This is a genomic window from Clostridium porci, from assembly GCF_009696375.1.
Taxonomy (GTDB): domain Bacteria; phylum Bacillota; class Clostridia; order Lachnospirales; family Lachnospiraceae; genus Enterocloster; species Enterocloster porci.
Map to the genome: position 1 here is coordinate 22,290 of NZ_VUMD01000007.1, position 17,306 is coordinate 39,595.

At 45.0% G+C, this 17,306-nt stretch carries 25 protein-coding genes; all 25 read right to left on the reverse strand.

Features of this window, described 5'->3' with window-relative positions; all coding sequences use genetic code 11:
* Positions 1 to 24: 24 nt before the first annotated feature.
* Positions 25 to 876: a DNA adenine methylase gene (locus FYJ39_RS09125; protein WP_154472167.1), complete on the reverse strand. Its 852-nt coding sequence runs from the start codon at positions 874 to 876 to the stop codon at positions 25 to 27.
* A gap of 267 nt (positions 877 to 1,143) precedes the next feature.
* Positions 1,144 to 1,536: a 30S ribosomal protein S9 gene (gene rpsI, locus FYJ39_RS09130; RefSeq protein WP_154472168.1), complete on the reverse strand. Its 393-nt coding sequence runs from the start codon at positions 1,534 to 1,536 to the stop codon at positions 1,144 to 1,146.
* Between the two features lie 24 nt (positions 1,537 to 1,560).
* Positions 1,561 to 1,989 carry a 50S ribosomal protein L13 gene (rplM, locus tag FYJ39_RS09135; protein ID WP_154472169.1) on the reverse strand — a complete coding sequence of 143 codons (429 nt, stop codon included), beginning with the start codon at positions 1,987 to 1,989 and terminating at the stop codon, positions 1,561 to 1,563.
* A 322-nt stretch (positions 1,990 to 2,311) separates the two neighbouring features.
* Entirely contained in the window at positions 2,312 to 3,058 is a 747-nt protein-coding gene (gene truA, locus FYJ39_RS09140) for a tRNA pseudouridine(38-40) synthase TruA (protein ID WP_154472170.1), read from the reverse strand.
* Between the two features lie 62 nt (positions 3,059 to 3,120).
* Positions 3,121 to 3,921: an energy-coupling factor transporter transmembrane component T family protein gene (locus tag FYJ39_RS09145; RefSeq protein ID WP_154472171.1), complete on the reverse strand. Its 801-nt coding sequence runs from the start codon at positions 3,919 to 3,921 to the stop codon at positions 3,121 to 3,123.
* A gap of 2 nt (positions 3,922 to 3,923) precedes the next feature.
* The gene (locus tag FYJ39_RS09150) at positions 3,924 to 4,793 is read right to left on the reverse strand and encodes an energy-coupling factor transporter ATPase (protein WP_154472172.1); all 870 of its coding nucleotides are present in this window, start codon (positions 4,791 to 4,793) and stop codon (positions 3,924 to 3,926) included.
* 12 nt (positions 4,794 to 4,805) lie between these two features.
* Positions 4,806 to 5,678 (reverse strand): energy-coupling factor transporter ATPase, encoded by an 873-nt coding sequence (locus FYJ39_RS09155; RefSeq protein WP_154472173.1) that lies wholly within the window; start codon positions 5,676 to 5,678, stop codon positions 4,806 to 4,808.
* Positions 5,679 to 5,806: 128 nt separating this feature from the next.
* Complete coding sequence (locus FYJ39_RS09160) at positions 5,807 to 7,039, reverse strand: N-acetylmuramoyl-L-alanine amidase family protein (protein WP_154472174.1); 1,233 nt, start codon at positions 7,037 to 7,039, stop codon at positions 5,807 to 5,809.
* A 220-nt stretch (positions 7,040 to 7,259) separates the two neighbouring features.
* Positions 7,260 to 7,796, reverse strand: coding sequence for a bL17 family ribosomal protein (locus FYJ39_RS09165; RefSeq protein WP_154472175.1), 537 nt, complete (start codon positions 7,794 to 7,796; stop codon positions 7,260 to 7,262).
* Positions 7,797 to 7,947: 151 nt separating this feature from the next.
* On the reverse strand, positions 7,948 to 8,910 hold the full coding sequence (locus tag FYJ39_RS09170) for a DNA-directed RNA polymerase subunit alpha (protein WP_178257737.1): 963 nt from the start codon (positions 8,908 to 8,910) through the stop codon (positions 7,948 to 7,950).
* 114 nt (positions 8,911 to 9,024) lie between these two features.
* Positions 9,025 to 9,618, reverse strand: coding sequence for a 30S ribosomal protein S4 (rpsD, locus tag FYJ39_RS09175; RefSeq protein ID WP_178257736.1), 594 nt, complete (start codon positions 9,616 to 9,618; stop codon positions 9,025 to 9,027).
* 28 nt (positions 9,619 to 9,646) lie between these two features.
* On the reverse strand, positions 9,647 to 10,048 hold the full coding sequence (gene rpsK, locus FYJ39_RS09180; protein WP_007869284.1) for a 30S ribosomal protein S11: 402 nt from the start codon (positions 10,046 to 10,048) through the stop codon (positions 9,647 to 9,649).
* Positions 10,049 to 10,219: 171 nt separating this feature from the next.
* A complete protein-coding gene (gene rpsM, locus FYJ39_RS09185; protein WP_154472176.1) occupies positions 10,220 to 10,588 on the reverse strand; it encodes a 30S ribosomal protein S13 in 369 nt (122 codons plus the stop codon).
* 26 nt (positions 10,589 to 10,614) lie between these two features.
* Positions 10,615 to 10,728 (reverse strand): 50S ribosomal protein L36, encoded by a 114-nt coding sequence (rpmJ, locus tag FYJ39_RS09190; protein ID WP_003497809.1) that lies wholly within the window; start codon positions 10,726 to 10,728, stop codon positions 10,615 to 10,617.
* 227 nt (positions 10,729 to 10,955) lie between these two features.
* Complete coding sequence (gene infA / locus FYJ39_RS09195; protein ID WP_002604680.1) at positions 10,956 to 11,174, reverse strand: translation initiation factor IF-1; 219 nt, start codon at positions 11,172 to 11,174, stop codon at positions 10,956 to 10,958.
* Positions 11,175 to 11,187: 13 nt separating this feature from the next.
* The gene (locus FYJ39_RS09200; protein WP_154472177.1) at positions 11,188 to 11,451 is read right to left on the reverse strand and encodes a KOW domain-containing RNA-binding protein; all 264 of its coding nucleotides are present in this window, start codon (positions 11,449 to 11,451) and stop codon (positions 11,188 to 11,190) included.
* Between the two features lie 13 nt (positions 11,452 to 11,464).
* The gene (gene map, locus FYJ39_RS09205) at positions 11,465 to 12,211 is read right to left on the reverse strand and encodes a type I methionyl aminopeptidase (protein WP_154472178.1); all 747 of its coding nucleotides are present in this window, start codon (positions 12,209 to 12,211) and stop codon (positions 11,465 to 11,467) included.
* Between the two features lie 3 nt (positions 12,212 to 12,214).
* Positions 12,215 to 12,859, reverse strand: coding sequence for an adenylate kinase (locus FYJ39_RS09210; protein ID WP_154472179.1), 645 nt, complete (start codon positions 12,857 to 12,859; stop codon positions 12,215 to 12,217).
* A gap of 228 nt (positions 12,860 to 13,087) precedes the next feature.
* Positions 13,088 to 14,404, reverse strand: coding sequence for a preprotein translocase subunit SecY (gene secY / locus FYJ39_RS09215; RefSeq protein WP_154472180.1), 1,317 nt, complete (start codon positions 14,402 to 14,404; stop codon positions 13,088 to 13,090).
* Entirely contained in the window at positions 14,404 to 14,844 is a 441-nt protein-coding gene (gene rplO, locus FYJ39_RS09220; RefSeq protein ID WP_154472181.1) for a 50S ribosomal protein L15, read from the reverse strand. Before rplO ends, secY begins: the two co-directional genes overlap by 1 nt.
* A gap of 25 nt (positions 14,845 to 14,869) precedes the next feature.
* A complete protein-coding gene (rpmD, locus tag FYJ39_RS09225) occupies positions 14,870 to 15,052 on the reverse strand; it encodes a 50S ribosomal protein L30 (protein ID WP_154472182.1) in 183 nt (60 codons plus the stop codon).
* 15 nt (positions 15,053 to 15,067) lie between these two features.
* Entirely contained in the window at positions 15,068 to 15,577 is a 510-nt protein-coding gene (gene rpsE / locus FYJ39_RS09230) for a 30S ribosomal protein S5 (protein WP_154472183.1), read from the reverse strand.
* A 16-nt stretch (positions 15,578 to 15,593) separates the two neighbouring features.
* Positions 15,594 to 15,962, reverse strand: coding sequence for a 50S ribosomal protein L18 (rplR, locus tag FYJ39_RS09235; RefSeq protein WP_154472184.1), 369 nt, complete (start codon positions 15,960 to 15,962; stop codon positions 15,594 to 15,596).
* A 17-nt stretch (positions 15,963 to 15,979) separates the two neighbouring features.
* Positions 15,980 to 16,522 carry a 50S ribosomal protein L6 gene (rplF, locus tag FYJ39_RS09240; protein ID WP_154472185.1) on the reverse strand — a complete coding sequence of 181 codons (543 nt, stop codon included), beginning with the start codon at positions 16,520 to 16,522 and terminating at the stop codon, positions 15,980 to 15,982.
* A gap of 234 nt (positions 16,523 to 16,756) precedes the next feature.
* Complete coding sequence (rpsH, locus tag FYJ39_RS09245) at positions 16,757 to 17,158, reverse strand: 30S ribosomal protein S8 (RefSeq protein WP_154472186.1); 402 nt, start codon at positions 17,156 to 17,158, stop codon at positions 16,757 to 16,759.
* Positions 17,159 to 17,306 lie beyond the last annotated feature (148 nt).

Here is a 17,306-nt window from a genome sequence, read left to right on the forward strand (position 1 = left end):
TTATTAAATAGAATTTCCCATTTTTCAACCATCAAGCTCATAATTACGTACCAGTACCTCCTTTATATCCCCACGTTTTTCTGGATTAGCATTAATGGCTCGTTTGGCATTAACATGCTCAATGATGTAGTCCTTATACAAATCCTCAATAAAAGGACAGGAGGAGTTTGACAACAAAAACTGAACGCCTTTTGCATTTAAAGCATCACATTGCTCTTTTAATACAATCTGCTCCTTCTCTCCAAAACCACCTGCTGTATAGCCAGTAAAAGATGCCGAAGAGCTTATTGGCATATATGGCGGGTCAAGATATACAAACGCACCTTTTCGAATTCCTTTTAATGCAGCTTTATAATCGCCACATTTGATTATGATATCTGCTTTATTAAAGTATGAGTGCAATGCGTTTATTGTTGTTTCATTTGTGATATTCGGATTTTTATATCTACCCCAAGGTGAGTTAAACTCTCCTGAGCTATTTACTCGAAACAAACCGTTGTAACAGGTTTTATTTAAATATATGCTCCTTGCCGCTCTTTCAACATTCGTCATACGTTCAAAAACCTTTTTATCACGATCCAAAGCACGTATACGATAAAAATAAGCTTCGGAATTTTTCTCTTTATGTTCATTCAATTTTTCTATCAAAGCTTCCGGTTCTTCTTTTATTGTTAAATAAACATTGATCAATTCCCGATTCGAATCATTTATAACAGCTTTATCAGGCTGTCTACTAAACAGCACTGCCCCTCCTCCTATAAATGGTTCGTAATATGTTGAACATTTCGGAATAAGTGGCTCTATGCTATCCAATAGCTGTCTTTTGCCACCTACCCATTTTAATATTGGCAAAACGAATGGATTCTTTCTTGCCATCCTCATCCCTCCTGTTAAGTCTCTTTTTTGTATATTTCATTATAAGATCTTACACAATATAAGTCGACCAATTCTCGCTATAAGAACTAGTATATGTCGCCCAGCTACCTCTATCTGAAAAAGGCCAAATTAATATCGATTCCAATTCTAATCTTTAAATTTCTTTCGGGATTTAACCCATATAAATATCGCCAAAGCAAGTTAGCTTGGTTCAAACTCTGCTAAAAAAGCCCCGAAACCACACGGTTTCGGGGCTTTTGATAACTTTTATCGCTTGCTGAACTGCGGAGCGCGACGTGCGGCTTTGAGACCGTACTTCTTTCTCTCCTTCATTCTTGGATCTCTTGTTAAAAAACCAGCTTTTTTCAGAATTGGTCTAAAATCAGTGTCTGCCTGAATCAGAGCTCTGGAGATACCGTGACGGATAGCGCCTGCCTGTCCGGTTGTGCCGCCGCCACGTACGTTAACCTGTACGTCAAACTTGTCGGTTGTTTCAGTTGCCACTAAAGGCTGACGAACGATTAGCTTCAAGGTTTCAAGGCCAAGATATTCATCAATATCCCTCTTGTTGATGGTTATTTTTCCGGTTCCCGGTACCAAATATACTCTAGCAATGGATTTTTTCCTTCTGCCTGTTCCGTAAAATTTTGCGTTAGCCATGATACTTTCTTCCTCCAATCCTCATTAAAATGATAAAGCTTCTGGTTTCTGCGCTACCTGCTCATGATCCGGACCTGCATATACATGAAGCTTATTTAACATGCTTCTTCCCAGAGGTCCCTTTGGAAGCATACCCTTAACAGCTAACTCTACTACCCTCTCAGGCTTCTTAGCCATCATTTCACGAAGAGTTGTCTCTCTCATACCGCCTACGTATTCGGAGTGATTGTAGTAGATTTTCTGGTCTAACTTCTTACCGGTCACTTTTACCTTATTTGCGTTCACTACGATTACATAATCACCGCAATCCATGTGTGGTGTGAAAATCGGCTTATTCTTTCCTCTTAAAACTTTTGCAATCTCGGAAGATAAGCGTCCTAATGTATATCCTGTAGCATCAACTACATACCATTTTCTTTCAATTGTCGCTGGACTAGCCATAAAACTCTTCATTGGTTAACCTCCTGTTAATCTCAATCCTGTTATATACCTGACATCCAACGGATGCCCGCTTTCTGCATGATAAATATGGTAAGTATTTATCTATAAATGCTCACTCCGGGGCTTTGGATGAGCATCTTCTGCTAATGTCACAGTTAAATATTATATAATAAGAATAGGTATATGTCAACCTCTTATGAGAAAATTTTTCCATGTAGATCGCTCTTTTTGAAGATGAAGGGAAACACCCTTCCCAAGCCGCACCCCTCTCTCCTCTCGTTATAAGCTTCCAGTATTGCCACGAAAAGCCCTACGCGGATGGAATCAGGCAACTTCATTCCCCATATTTTATATTTATAAGAAACAAGCCCTTGGCGGGCGCAGTCGGACCAGCTGCACTTCGGTCTTTTGCTGCCAGAATCGTCTCCATATCCTCCGGCTGAAGCCTGCCCATTCCCACAGCCAAAAGCGTTCCAGCTAAAATTCTTACCATATTGTAAAGAAATCCGTTTCCCGTAACACGGATCGTAATCATATCTGCCTCGTTCCTGGTTACGCTAAGACTGTAAATGGTTCTGACAGTGTCCTCAGCCTGGGTACGGACATTGCAGAAGCTTTTAAAATCGTGCTCCCCTTCCAGGCACCTGGCTGCAGCCTGCATCCGCTCCAGATTCAGCGCAAAATGGCAGAAGTGAGAATACAGACGGCAGGAAGGCATTTCAATTCTGCGGTTCAAAACTCTGTATTCGTAGGTTTTTTTTACACATGCGCATCTTCTCGGATGCCAGCTGAGTGCTACCTCCTCTGAGGACTGGACGCGGATGTCTTCAGGAAGGCGCTGGTTTAAAGCCAGGCATATCTTGTCTGCGGGCATCCTATTTTCCGTATCAAAGACAGCTACATTCCCCTGAGAATGTACCCCCGAGTCGGTACGGCTGGCTCCGATCACCGAAATCGCCTCCCCAAGCAGCTCTGTCAGCTTTTCATTTAACACGGATTCAATGGTAACTCCATTGGGCTGTAGCTGCCAGCCATGATAATTAGTGCCGTCATAGGCCACCACAATTCTTACACGTTTCATTCCACTCTCCCGTCTCATACACATCTGGGCATGGCTGCAGCTCTTGATTAAAAAGCTATTGGCTACAAATACACTCTAGCTGCAATCATTACCACAAAATACAGCGTCAGAACCATATAGGCATCATGATCTGCCTGACGATACTGCAGAGGTTTCATCTTGGTTCTTCCCTCTCCGCCCCGGTAGCACCGGGCCTCCATGGCCATGGCCAGCTCCGTGGCCCTCCGGAAAGCAGATATGAATAAGGGCACCAGCAGAGGCACCAGAGCCTTTGCTTTCTGAATCAGTCCTCCAGTCTCAAAATCGGCTCCTCTGGCAGTCTGAGCCTTCATAATCTTGTCTGTCTCCTCCACCAGGATAGGAATGAACCGAAGCGCAATAGACATCATCATGGCTACCTCATGAACCGGCACCTTAAACCGGTTCAGGAATCCCAGTCCCTTTTCCAGTCCATCTGTCAGCTGGTTGGGAGTGGTAGTCAAGGTCATAACAGAGGAGCCTACTACCAGGTAAACCAGGCGGACGCCCATGAATACAGCCAGCCGTACGCCCTCTACCGTTATTTTAAATATCCAAAGTCTGGCTATCACCTGACCATCTGTAAGAAACAGATTAAAGCTGACGCTGATGATCAGAAGTATCATGATAGCCTTTAGTCCCCTGACCATAAAACGAAAGGGAACCTTCGTCATTTTAATTACAGCCGCCAGAGCCAAAGTAGCAATGGCATAGCCCCAAATATTATCTGCTATAAAAAGGGACGCTATAAATACCATGGTTCCAAAAAGCTTGGTTCTTGGATCCAGCTGGTGAACCGCTGATTCGACCGGATAATATTGTCCCAATGTAATATCTCTAAACATCCCTATCCCTGCTGCCTTCCCTCAAGCTTATTCCACAATGCCAGTATAGCCCTTCCGGCTTCCTCCACTGTAGTAACCTCATCGTCTATATCGACCCCGCCCGCCTTCAGATCATGAACCAAATAGGTAATCTGAGGCGCTGCCAGACCAATGCTTTCCAGCTCCCTGTAGTGGCGGAATACCTCCTTTGGTGTATCGTCAAATACCTTCTGACCATGATCCATCACTATAAGCCGATCCGCATATCTGGCCACATCCTCCATGCTGTGAGACACCAGGATGATGGTCATATTCCTCTCCCTGTGAAGCTGATCAATCTGGGTCAGAATCTCATCTCTCCCTCTTGGATCCAAGCCTGCCGTAGGCTCGTCCAGGATAAGAACCTCCGGCTCCATAGCCAGCACACCGGCGATGGCTACCCGGCGTTTCTGTCCACCTGACAGTTCAAAGGGGGACTGCTTATAATAGGAAGAATTCAACCCTACCAATTCCAAAGCCTTTTTCGCTCTCTCCTCAGCCTCCTCCTTGGACAATCCCTGATTTCTGGGACCAAAGCAGACATCAGAAAGAACATCCACCTCAAACAGCTGATGCTCTGGATATTGGAACACCAGCCCCACTTTGCCTCTTAGCTCCTTCATATCATAGCCATCGCTGTAGATATTTTCTCCGTTATAATAAAGCTCCCCTGCATTTGCCTTGATAAGCCCGTTAAAATGCTGAATCAAGGTGGACTTTCCTGAACCTGTGTGACCGATTAAGCCGATAAATTCCCCGTCCTCTATCTCCAGGTTCACATCAAACAGCGCATGATGTTCAAAGGCAGTGCCGCCTCCATATATACAATTCAAATCGACTGCTTTAATTGACATACCCTATCTCCTTCACTGCCCCGTTTTCTCCTGCTTCAGCAACGGCAAAAGCGCCTTCACCAGCTCCTCCCTGCTTATTATTCCTTCAGGCAGAGGCATGCCGGCTTCTTTCAGTTCAAAAGCCAGCTCCGTAACCTGGGGCACGTCCAGGCCATAGTGTTTTAATTCCTTCACTCTGGAAAATATTTCTCTGGGCTTTCCGTCCATCACAACTTTTCCCTCATCCATCACCACAATCCGATCAGCCTCCACAGCCTCCTCCATGTAATGTGTAATCAACAGTACGGTAATTCCTTCAGACTGATTTAGCTCATGAATCGTCTTTATTACTTCCTTCCGTCCGTTAGGGTCCAGCATAGCCGTAGGCTCATCCAAAATAATGCACTCCGGCCTCATAGCCATAACACCCGCAATGGCAACCCTCTGTTTCTGACCTCCAGACAGCTTATTGGGAGACTGGAGCCGATAAGCATCCATACCCACTGCTTTTAGACTCTCATCCACCCGCTTCCATATCTCTTCTGTAGGCACCCCTATATTTTCAGGGCCAAAGCCAACATCCTCTTCCACAATATTGCCGATAATCTGGTTATCTGGATTCTGGAATACCATTCCAGCAGTCTTTCTCACATCCCAGATATGCTCCTCATCTCTGGTATCCATATTTCCTACCCATACGGTACCCTCAGTAGGCAACAAAAGGCCGTTGATATGCTTTGCAAGGGTGGATTTCCCAGAACCATTGTGGCCCAGCACAGCCACAAAATCCCCTTTTTCTATTTCCAAATCCAGCCCATCTATGGCCCGATTCACTTCCTCTATCGTTTCTTCCTCATCCCTCCTGATATACTCATATACCAGTCTGGCCGCTTTCACAATTCCCATAGTCTTCCTCACAATCGAACCCTTCGTTCGCTACGTTTCTACATTGTAGTTGATATTGCAGTAGAAGTCAATAGATGGAAATAAAAACGGAGCTACAGTCCACCTGCAGCTCCTTGTGCTAACTCTTTTTAATGAACCCAAATCCCGTTGGCATCCAGCTTAAATCCGTCCACCGCAGTATTCACTGCTTTGGAGCCATCCCCTGGATAGAAATAATAAAAATTATTCTCAACCTTATACCAGCCCTCAACCATAGCTCCGCTTTCGTTCATAAAGTAAGTCTTTCCATTGATGGTAAGCCAGCTATTCTTAACCATAGCACCTTCCGGACCGCCGTTATTAGGATTCAGATAGTACCATAAATTGTTGCTCTTAACCCAGCCGGTCTTCATATCTCCGCTGTCACCAAGATAATACCACTGATTACCCGTCTGTTGCCAGCCTGTAAGCATTCTTCCCTGTGAATCAAAAAGATACCACTTGTCATTCCAGCGAAGCCAACCGGCCTTTTGATAATTGCCGTCTGGATAACGGAAATACCAGTAATCTCCATCTTTGCGCCATCCTACATCCGTAGTGCCTCCGCTGGCTGTGGCACCGTTGTCCTGACCTGTTCCGTCGGATACTTCATCCTCATCAATGTATCTGCTGTCGGATTCCGTCCACTCGCTCTTTTTTCCGTAGCGTTTCTCCCCATCAGTATGAGGAACAGCTCTTACCTTAAAGGAATAGTCCCCTTCCTTCGTCATATATGGATAGAAATTATAGGAGGTGCCGTTGTAATCCTCCAGCTTCTTAACCACAGAATTTCCCCGGTAAAGATATACGTCAAAGTAATTGGTGCTGCTGCTTCCCTTTTCCCAGGTAGCCTTCCCCTTACCGCTGCCCCACTCCGCTTCCTCCGGCGCGTCATAGGTTCCCTTGATTCCGTTCGCTTTCAGGGTCACTTTCAGATCTCCACCGGTTTTGCCAGCTGACACAAAGGTACCGCCACTGACACTCACATTATTGGAGCTGTAGCTGCTTCGGAACCGATATTCCGTGCTGCCACTATTATCCGGCTCCAGCCATACAATAATCTTTGGCGTATCTCCTACCGATAGCTCCTTATCATTAGACCATTCAGCCTCCACCACCCGGTACTTGTTAGAGGTTGTATAGACTCTATTTCCACTGTCACTGGAATTCGTCCCCAAGCTGTCTCCCCTGTTTACCTCATCTCCGCTGTCCAGGTCAATGTCTACCTTCAGAGAAATACTGGTTATATACTTGTAGTCCGCCGCTATCGATTGTATGGGCAGCGACGTGACCAGCGCTCCGGCTGCCAGCACTACACATAGTATTCGCTTCACGCTTCTCATGAACATTCAACCTCCTTTAAAAAGGGTTCTCCCTCAATCCTTTCCTTTCCTATTTTTATTATAGCCCAGAAGGCAGTTGTCCGTCAACTTACGATATTCTTGCGATAATTCCATAACTTAACAATATTCTGACAAAATTATAGCAGGGTAAACTATGGGTTAAAAAAGCTGCAAACGCAATTTTTGCATCTGCAGCTTTAACAAACGGTTCTCTGTTATATTATACCAGTTCAAGCAAAACTTCCATTGCGGCGTCACCCTTACGCTGTCCGATCTTAACAATCCTGGTATAACCGCCGTTACGTCCGGTATACTTTGGAGCCACCTCGTCAAACATCTTGGCAACCAGATCAACTGACTTGGTGTTTCTTTTTCTACCAGCAGCCTGTGCCGGAACCTCAGTTACACCGTAAAGAACCTTTAACATCTGTCTTCTTGCGTGAAGTCTGGAAGGCATATCCTTCTTGATTTCCTTCTCAACCTCATCATATACGGTAACCTTCTTACCGTCAACAACTTCCTTAACCCTTTTGCCATCCTTGTCCTTGCGGGCAACCTTAGCAGTAACCTTAACAGTCTCGTAGTTGTCCTTTTCCTTAACTGCCATAGCAATCAGGCTCTCTGCAACCTTGCGGATTTCCTTCGCTCTGGCTTCAGTGGTTCTGATACGGCCATGATATAACAACGCAGTTACCTGGCTTCTTATTAAAGCCTTTCTCTGATCGGAAGTTCTTCCTAATTTTCTATACCCTGCCATTTATTATTCCTCCATTATTGCGGAACACCTCAGCCACGCTCCATCGGACTTACTGGCGCCGGCATTTTAATCCGCTTGATTTATTGGCTCTCTCAGCCATGCATCCTTGGACTTATTGGCTGAAAGCGATTGAAAGGGAACAGCTTCTCCCTTAAGCTTCATCACTTGGATTCAACTGTAATCCTAATTCCTTTAGCTTTGCAAGCACTTCCTCTAAGGACTTACGGCCAAGGTTGCGAACCTTCATCATATCCTCAGAAGTCCGGTTGCACAACTCCTCCACCGTATTGATACCGGCCCGCTTCAGACAATTATAAGAACGAACAGACAGCTCCAGCTCGTCTATGTTCATCTCAAGCACCTTTTCCTTTTCATTATCTTCCTTCTCCACCATGATTTCCGCAGTTCTGGCATTTTCGGAAAGGTCGATAAACAAATTTAAATGCTCGCTTAACACCTTGGCAGCCAGGCTGACTGCCTCATCAGGAGCCAGGGTACCGTTGGTATAAATCTCAAGTGTCAGTTTATCAAAATCTGTCTGCTGTCCCACACGGGTGTTGGTGACAGCCATGTTTACCCGCTCTACCGGAGTGTAAATAGAATCAACCGCAATAATACCGATTGGCAGATCGTCATTCTTATTCTTATCCGCACTGATATAACCGCGGCCTTTGGTAATTGTAAGCTCCATGTAGAACTTGCTGTCAGAGCCGCCGCTTAACGTAGCGATGACCTGATCAGGATTCATAATCTCAATATCGGCATCTGCCTGAATATCGGCAGCGGTAATCACACCTTCACCCTCGTGCTCAATATAAGCTATCTTAGGCTCGTCGGTATCGCTGCTGTTCTTGATCGCTAAGCTTTTGATGTTCATAATAATTTCAGTTACATCTTCCTTGACGCCAGGAATGGAACTGAACTCATGCAAAACGCCATCGATTTTTACCTGACTCACTGCGGCTCCGGGTAAAGAAGAAAGCATAATTCTTCTTAAGGAATTGCCCAGTGTAGTGCCGTAACCTCTCTCAAGTGGTTCAACTACAAACTTGCCGTATCTCTTGTCTTCTGAAATCTCTGCGATTTCAATATTGGGTTTTTCAAAATCGAACACTAATAGCCCCTCCTTTTTGGGTTTCTATTAAATCTCGAGGGATATATAAGCCAAGTGACGCAGTTCGCCTGCTCTTTATAGAGCAGGCCTGCATTATTTGTAATAGCTCATAGATTACTTGGAATACAACTCGACGATAAGCATTTCGTTTACCGGAACATCAATCTCATCTCTGGACGGCAATTCCTTAACGGTGCCGCGCAGATTCTCCTGGTCTACCTCCAGCCATGCAGGTGTAAGACGGCCTGCAGTTACCTCCAGAATATCTTTGTATCTTTGAGCTGATTTGTTCTTCTCCTTAATCTCAATCACATCTCCAGCCTTAACCTGGAAGGATGGGATATTAACCTGCTTGCCATTCACAAGAACATGCTTGTGGTCAACAATCTGACGCGCTTCCTTACGTGTGCGTCCAAATCCCATACGGAACAGAACGTTGTCCAGCCTGCACTCCAACAGAATCATCAGATTGGTACCTACCATACCATTCATCTTGGATGCCCTGGCATAGTAGTTGCGGAAAGGCTTCTCTAATACGCCGTAAATGAATTTGGCTTTCTGCTTTTCTCTCAGCTGCATGCCATACTCGCTTAACTTTTTATTTGCTCTTTTGGATTCTCTGTTTGATTTTTTATCAATTCCTAAATAGATTGGATCCAGACCAAGGGATCTGCATCTTTTAAGAACAGGAACTCTATCTACTGCCACTTTTTATTTACCTCCTAATTAAGATGAATCAGACTCTTCTACGCTTTGGCGGACGGCATCCGTTATGTGGTACTGGTGTTACGTCCTTAATGCTTGTCACTTCCAGTCCACATGCCTGAAGGGCGCGGATAGCTGCCTCACGTCCTGAGCCAGGACCCTTGACCATTACATCAACTGACTTCAAGCCATGTACAAGAGCTGCCTTCGTAGCAGTTTCTGCTGCCATCTGAGCTGCATAAGGAGTAGATTTCCTTGAACCTCTAAATCCCAGACCACCGGCACTTGCCCAAGATAAAGCATTACCCTGTGCATCCGTTAACGTAACTATTGTGTTATTAAAAGATGACTGGATATGTGCCTGTCCGCGTTCAACGTTTTTCTTCACACGCTTTTTTGTAACTTTTTTAGTCGTGGACACTTTTTTAGCCATTTTAAACTAACCTACTTTCTCATTTTCTTGAATTCGCTCTTCCTGTTTTTAAAACATACAAATCGAATTCTGTTGCCATGTTGCATAATATTGAAGTTCTTCTCCCAATGATTAAAGAACATCCTCCGTACTCAGTTCGTAAGAACCCCTACTAAGTACGCAATGCCAGACTTACTTTTTCTTATTTGCTACTGTTTTTCTCGGGCCCTTGCAGGTTCTGGCGTTAGTCTTTGTCTTCTGACCACGAACCGGCAGGCTCTTTCTGTGACGGATTCCTCTGTAGCATCCAATCTCCTGAAGTCTCTTAATGTTCATAGCAATCTCCCTGCGAAGATCACCTTCCACAATCTGAGAGTCAGCAATGATGGTAGCCAGCTTCTTTACCTCATCATCGGTTAAGTCCTTAACACGAGTATCTGGATTCACGCCAGCCTCTGCCAAGATACGGTTGGAACTTGCTCTGCCAATTCCATAGATGTAAGTAAGACCAATCTCAACACGCTTCTCTCTTGGTAAGTCAACACCTGAAATACGAGCCATGTGTGTATTACACCTCCTAAATTTAATTAACCTTGTCTCTGTTTATGCTTTGGATTTTCGCAAATTACTCTGATACTGCCTTTTCTCTTGATAATCTTGCATTTTTCGCAGATCGGTTTAACGGATGATCGAACCTTCACAGTAATTCTCCTTTCTATAGACCAACAAAGTTTCCGAAATATTATATCAAATAAATTTCATGATTGCAAGTACTTTTTTGCCGGTTTTCTAACTGTTTACTGACTGCAAGTCAGCCAGTGCATTGATCCAATGGCAATATGGGGGTTCTAGTTCTCCTGCGGCCTTTTCAATTCCACTGGTGTTCTGAAACCCAAGCTTTGCCTCTGGCTGCCTCAGATAACGCTTCTTATTTATCCCTCCAAATAATTCTTCCTTTGGACAAATCATATGGGGACAGTTCAATTGTTACTTTATCTCCTGGCAGAATGCGGATATAGTTCATACGAAGCTTTCCGCTGATATGAGCCAGCACCTGATGACCATTTTCCAGTTCTACCTGAAACATGGCGTTTGGTAACTTTTCAACTACAGTTCCTTCAATCTCAATTACATCTGCTTTGGACATTTCCTTTTACCTCCTACTGCTTGTGGGCGCGGATAAAGAACACAATCTCCTCGTCATTCACCGCCGCGCCTTCTATAAGCTTTCTCCTTAAGACTTCGTCGTACTTATCAATAAGCTGCAAGTGTTTCCTGTTCTTGCGTTTTGGTTTATGAAGGGGATGCTTCCTTCCGTCTGACAAACTAACATATTCCCCCTGGACACTGATTATGATATACAGTTCATTTTTGTCGTGGCCTGCCAGGCTTTTTACCAGACCGGCCTCCTTAACCTCTACCATAGGCACACCTCTGCTACAACGATAAAATCTCAGGCTCGCCATCCGTAATCAGGATGGTGTTCTCATAATGAGATGCCAGCGACCCGTCCTCCGTAACAACGGTCCATTCATCATCCGTCCAGGCTACATCAAAGCGCCCGGCAGTAATCATCGGTTCGATGGCAAGGGTCATACCCGCAGCCAGCTTAATGCCCTTGCGTCTCTGCGCAAAGTTAGGAATCTCCGGCGCTTCATGCATATCTGTACCGATTCCATGCCCTACCAAATCACGAACCACACCAAAGCCAAAGCTCTCCGCATAGCTCTGTATTGCTCTGGATATATCATTGAGATGATTGCCGGCTTTTGCAAACTTTATTCCCTCAAAAAAGCTCTGCTCTGTCACCTCAACTAACTTCCTGGCCTGAGGGCTTACTTCGCCAATCATATGGGTTCTGGCCGCGTCGGACTGATAGCCGTGCCAAATAACGCCTGTATCCAGGCTTACAATATCTCCTTCTTCCAAAAAGCGGTGCTTATTCGGAATCCCATGAACTACTTCATCATTAATCGAAATACAAACGGACGCTGGAAATCCCTGATAATTCAAAAAGGAAGGGGTACACCCGCGGCTCCTTATCATCTCCTCACAGATTCGGTCGATCTCTTTAGTCGATATCCCTGGCTTTACAATCTTGCCCAGCTCTCTGTGAACCTCGGCAAGAATCCTGCCGGCCTCACGCATTAATTCAATTTCCCGTTCTGATTTAATTGTCACCATTCTTTACGCTCCTAAAATCCTGACGATAGCCTGGAATACCTCTTCCATATCCATAGTTCCATCTACTTCAGCCAACACGCCTGTCTTCTTATAATAATCAATCAGAGGCTGGGTTTGTTCATGATATACATCCAGACGCTTCTTCACAGTTTCAGGCTTATCATCATCCCTGAGAACCAGCTGCTGACCGCAGACATCACATACTCCCTCTGTCTTAGGTACGTTATATACAATATGATACGTAGAGCCGCAGGCCAGGCAGGCACGGCGTCCGGACATACGGCGGATAATGCTTTCATCCGGTACATCCACATTGACTGCGTAGTCTATGGATTCGCCCATGTCCTTCAAAGCCTTTGTAAGGCTTTCTGCCTGAGGGATGGTTCTTGGAAATCCATCTAGTACACATCCCTTTGCGCAGTCTGCTTCTTGAATCCGATCCAGCAGCATGCCAATGGTAATCTCGTCCGGCACCAGCCCACCTGCATCCATAAATGCTTTGGCCTTCATACCAAGCTCCGTTCCGTTCTTAATATTGGCACGGAAGATATCGCCTGTGGAGATATGGGGAATCTGATACTTCGCTGCAATTTTCTTTGCCTGGGTGCCTTTTCCCGCACCCGGAGCGCCTAACATAATAATCTTCATAAGACAAACCCTCCTCGTTATGAGCACTTAACGCCTGTCCCTTAAGCGTTTACGTGCGGTACATGCCGCTGGCACTTAGCTCTTTACGAGCTTAGTGCAGTGGCTCAATGTTTCTTATAACGCAATCAATCCGCCCTTGTGGAATACCACAAAGGCAGATTGATTGATTCCCACAGGGGCAAGAAGCCATAGCCCAGCCAGAACCCGGCAGCTGTCCGCGGGCAGTTATTAATCGTTCAAAAATCCCTTATAATAACGCACAAGCATCTGAGATTCCACTGCTTTAATTGTCTCCAGCACTACGCCTACGATAATGATTAGGGAAGTTCCGGAAAATGAAATACGGCTTACATTAAATACTCCGGACACAATAATCGGAACAATCGCAATCACAATCAGCCCTAACACTCCAATGAGAACAATATAATCCAAAATCTTTTTTAAATAATCGCTGGTCGGCTTACCTGGACGGATACCCGGAATAAAGCCTCCCTGCTTTTTCATGTTATTTGCTACCTCCAAGGGGTTAAAGGTGATGGACGTATAGAAGTAAGCAAACATAATCAGCAATGCAATGTAGATTACCAAACCGATGGAATATACCGGCTGGTCAGGCTTACACCATGAGCCTGAGTTCAGTACCTTTACAAATTCCGCCGCCCATCCGGTCTGCATTGCCGGCACAAACTGTGCGATCACGACCGGAAATGACATAATGGAAGAAGCAAAAATAACCGGCATAACACCTGCGGTATTAATCTTTAACGGGATGTTGGAAGCCTGTCCTCCAACCATTTTACGGCCAACCATCTTTTTCGAATACTGCACAGGGATTCTTCTCTCCGCATCGTTTAATACGATAACGAACACTACCATAGCCAAGATAACCACAGCTATTATCAGAATTCTGATAGCTGCTGTAAATATGGTCTGTCCAAATACAAAGTGGTAGTACAGAGTTCTCATATCGCTGGGAACACTGGATAAAATATTGAATAACAGCACAATCGAAATACCGTTTCCTACGCCCTTTTCTGTAATCTGCTCGCCAATCCACATCAGCAGTGCACTGCCTGTTGTCATGGTAATCACAGCAACGATGATGTTCCATGCATTGTAGTCAAGGAGAAGTCCCTGACGTCCAAAACCGATGGCCATGGCACTTGATTCAATCAGTGCCAGGGCAACGGTGGTATATCGGGTGTATTCCTGAATCTTTTTTCTTCCGTCCTCACCATCCTTCTGGAGTTCTTCCAGCTTTGGTATGGCGATGGTTAACAGCTGAATGATAATGGATGATGTAATGTATGGCGTAATACTTAATGCGAAGATGGACATAGATGAAAATGAACCACCTGTCATAGCATTAAAAAAGCCAAACACATCCGTCGTCTGCTTTGCAAACCAATTCGCAAAGAATGTAGTCTTAATTCCCGGAATCGGAAGCTGGCATCCGAAGCGGATGACTACCAGCATCATAAAAGTGTAAAGAATCTTCGTTCTAAGCTCTTTTACCTTAAATGCATTTCTGATCGTTTTAAACATTAGATCACCTCGCAGGTTCCACCTAAAGCCTCGATTTTAGATTTTGCACCTTCGCTGAATGCATCAACCTTAACGGTGAGCTTTTTGGTTAATTCTCCATTTCCAAGAATCTTGACGCCATCTCTTGGGTTCTTAATGATGCCGGCTTCCATGAGCGTTTCCACCGTTATCACTGTATCCTGCTCGAATCGCTCCAGTACGCTAACATTAATACCAATAATGGTCTTAGAATTAATATTCGTGAAACCACGCTTTGGAATACGCCTGTATAAAGGCATCTGTCCACCCTCGAAGCCAGGTCTTGTAGCTCCTGAACGAGCCTTCTGCCCCTTATGGCCCTTACCGGCAGTCTTTCCGTTTCCTGAACCATGACCACGGCCTCTTCTAAAATTATCGCTATGCTTTGAACCTGCAGCAGGCTTTAAATTTGACAATTCCATGGCTGCACCTCCTAACTTTATCTGATTAGATTTCTTCAACTTTTACTAAATGTCTTACACTCATAATCATGCCTCTGACAGCGCCATTGTCTGGCATCTCCACCGTCTTGTGCATCTTGGTAAGTCCCAGAGCCTTAACAGTTGCCTTCTGCTTTGGAATAGCACCGATAGGGGACTTGACTAATGTGATCTTTAATTTCTCTGCCATGTCTGTTTCCTCCTATTAGCCCACAATTTCTTCTACAGATTTGCCGCGCAGTCTTGCGAATTCCTCAGGGGTCTTCAGTGAGGTTAAGCCGGCAAGGGTTGCCAGAACTACGTTAGTTTTGTTGTTGGAGCCTAAAGACTTTGTACGGATGTTCTTGATTCCCGCCATCTCCAATACGGAACGTGCAGGTCCGCCTGCAATAACGCCAGTACCCTCCGGAGCTCTCTTTAACAGAACAGACGCACTGCCAAATTTACCGATAAAATCATGTGGGATGCTCTTATTCTCATCTACGGGTATTGCTACCATATTTTTAATTGCGGCTTCTTTACCTTTGCGGATAGCCTCCGGAACCTCGCCGGCCTTGCCTAAGCCTGCGCCAACGTGACCGTTGCCATCGCCAACTACCACCAGAGCGGAAAATCTCATGGTACGTCCACCTTTAACAGTCTTGGAGACTCTCTTGATAGCCACTACCTTATCGTTCAGCTCCATCTGACTGGCATCAATAATTGTACGCTTCATGTTTCGTTCTCCTCTCCTAAAAATCCAGACCAGCTTCGCGAGCTGCGTCTGCTAATGCCTGAACTTTGCCCTGATATATAAAGCCGCCTCTGTCGAATACAACTTCCTTGATACCTTTTTCAAGGGCTCTCTTTGCAATTACTGTACCTATATATGCTGCAGCTGCCTTATCGCTGGTTTTCTCCAGTTCAGCCTTAACCTCTTTCTCAACTGTAGATGCAGCAACCAAGGTGTTGCCAACCGTATCGTCGATAATTTGAGCATACATATGATTATTACTTCTAAACACTGCCAGACGCGGTCTTTCTGCTGTGCCAGCAAAACGGTTACGCATTCTGTTGTGTTTCTTTACGCGAATTTCGCTTCTTGACTGTTTGTTAACCATTTTTACACTCTCCTTAATTATTTCTTACCAGTCTTACCAACTTTACGTCTGATAACCTCGTCAGCATACTTGATACCCTTACCCTTGTATGGTTCAGGTCTTCTCTTGTCTCTGATTTCAGCAGCGTATTGGCCAACTTTTTCTTTATTGATACCTTTAACAGTGATCTTGTTCTGCCCATCTAATACAGTCTCGATGCCTTCCGGGTCCTCCATCTCAACCGGATGGGAATAACCTAGATTCAGAGTAAGTTTCTTACCCTGCTTGGAGGCTCTGTAACCAACTCCATTTACCTCCAAAACCTTTTCATAGCCCTCGGTTACACCATGTATCATGTTATTAACCAGGGTTCTTGTCAGACCGTGTAAAGATTTCATTCTCTTTAAATCATTTGGTCTGCTTACGATAATCTGTCCGTCCTTTTGCTCGATCAACATCTCTGCCGGGAGCTCTCTCTCCAATGTTCCCTTAGGACCTTTTACGGTCACTTTATTTCCTTCTGCGATTGTAACAGTTACGCCTGCCGGAACCGCAACTGGCATTCTGCCAATACGTGACATGCCATTTACCTCCTACTTAAATTCTCGGAAGGAACGCTTGGGTTCCTTCTGTTTTCAGTTGCATTTAGCGCTTGGCGACCGCCTTTTGGCCGCTTGGATGCGAAAGCGCTTCACTTATTTAAGGCATCTGCTGACGCTTAACGACCGTTCAACTAAACTCATAAAACACCTCGTTAAGTCTCGGAACGGGCGTTCGCACTAAGTTCGTAAGATACCTCGCTAAACGCTCACAGCTTACCAAACAAATGCCAATACCTCTCCGCCTACACCTAACTGGCGCGCCTCCTTATCGGTAACTACGCCGTGGTTCGTGGAGATAATTGCGGTACCAAGTCCGCCCAGTACCTTGGGAAGCTCCTCCTTGTTTGCGTACACACGCAGACCTGGCTTGGAGATTCTCTTAATACCGGAGATAATTTTTTCATTCTTGTCTTTACCGTACTTTAGAGTAATTCTGATGGTCTGAAAACCGCCGTCCTCTACCATGTCGTACTTTGCAACATAGCCCTCTTTTACCAGAATATCAGCAATAGCTAATTTCATCTTGGATGAAGGTACGTCTACTGTATCATGCTTTGCAGTATTTGCGTTACGGATTCTTGTAAGCATATCTGCAATGGGATCGCTCATTGTCATTTTATATTGCCTCCTTTTCTAAATTTATCCTTTCAGGAATGTCGCACCTTTTAGATTCCCACACCGTTCTGCCCTCCCCTGCTTAATAGGAATGATACCCTAGCTTCATGGGGATGATATTCCTCTCTGCATTCGGAATATCAGCTTT